Source organism: Cylindrospermopsis sp. CR12 (genome assembly GCF_001432185.1).
In the GTDB taxonomy this organism is placed as follows: domain Bacteria; phylum Cyanobacteriota; class Cyanobacteriia; order Cyanobacteriales; family Nostocaceae; genus Raphidiopsis; species Raphidiopsis raciborskii.
The window spans coordinates 1-1,382 of record NZ_LMVE01000030.1 but is presented as its reverse complement, the minus strand read 5'-3'; the positions used below and the strand labels follow the sequence as shown (position 1 = coordinate 1,382).

Here is a 1,382-nt window from a genome sequence, read left to right as displayed (position 1 = left end):
ATGGTTTTATAATTGCGGTTTAATCAGGGATTTATGTATGTTCTGGTAGGTGTTTCTACCTTATGAATTTATATTAAGACAAATGTTTAGTTTTGTAAAGAGGTTTTTACAAAATTTTTAATAATTTTGCCAATTAGGGATTTTTCTATATATGGTAGGGGTTTCCGATTATTAAGTTACTAGTTTTGACGTTCAGTTTCACTTGTAATGATTATTTTATGTTAACTCCTATGTAATTTAAGTTTGATTAAGTTAGCTTTTATTTATATCCTATTATAGGAATTGTGAACAAATAAATAAAATTAAGATATTCAAGGTAAAATCATAAAATAGACTAATTTTTCCAGGGTAAAAACAAGATTATAGACATAGCAAAATGGAGCTGTAAATCAAATAGCTCATTTAAACATGATAAATTAAATTGATAGAGAGTCGTTCTAGGTACACGACAGCTTAGGTCACGGATTGTATAGTTTTGTTAAGAAATTAACCTTACCGTAACAGAAAGACCTTTTTAGGTCGCACCCAGGAATGGGAATTTATTTTATATTTTCTCTGGGTCAACACCAAGGGAACGTAGATAGGCAACTAGTTTTTCTTTTTGTTGGCGTTCTCGAATAGCAATAGCTTCTGCCTGCTCCTTTGCTAATCGTTCCCGAATAGCTATAGCTTCTGCTTGCTCTTTAGCTCCCCGCTCTTGCTCCTTTGCTAAGCGTTCCCGAATAGCGATAGCTTCTGCTTGCTCTTTAGCTCCCCGCTCTTGCTCCTTTGCTAAGCGTTCCCGAATAGCTATAGCTTCTGCTTGTTCCGCACGCTCATTTCCTGTCAATAACAAGCTCCCTTTTTCATCCCACCATCTTAACCACGGTGTGGGTGGGTTCTGATTGTCATACAGTATTCCCAATTCTATGCCCATCTCTTGTATGGCATAGTGTCCTCGCCTGTTTGCCTTTATTTCTTTGTATCTTTTTCCCTGTAAATGATATACCTCCAGTGTACCCTTAAAACCATTAAATATGGCATAATATGGTACTTTTACCGCTTGTTCATACACCCAAAACTTCCCCGCTTTTTTTAGTTTCCCAGTTTCTGGATCTATTTCATCCCCTTCTGGTGGAGGGGAACTGTCTTTTTCCTCCTTTCCATTTTTAGACGCAAATTCTATCACTATGAAGGGAGGTACTTTTTCCTTCCATAGCACATATGACCTTCTCAATTGCCCATTTAGCCTGGATGGTACTCCGGGAACATAGAACCAGTCTGGTGCTTCTACCCCTTTTTCCGGAGGTTCTGTGAACCGCCAATATATACCACTATCCTGTCCTATACAATAGTCTCCATTGGGATGGATTTTTTTCAGTAATGGTTCAATTGATGTGGTT

General features: G+C 37.4%; 1 protein-coding gene. It reads right to left on the bottom strand.

What is annotated here, in order from left to right; translation table 11 throughout:
* Positions 1 to 544: 544 nt before the first annotated feature.
* Positions 545 to 1,382, bottom strand: an 838-nt coding sequence (locus ASL19_RS03900; RefSeq protein WP_057177368.1) for a Uma2 family endonuclease, incomplete at its 5' end; no start/stop codon positions are given.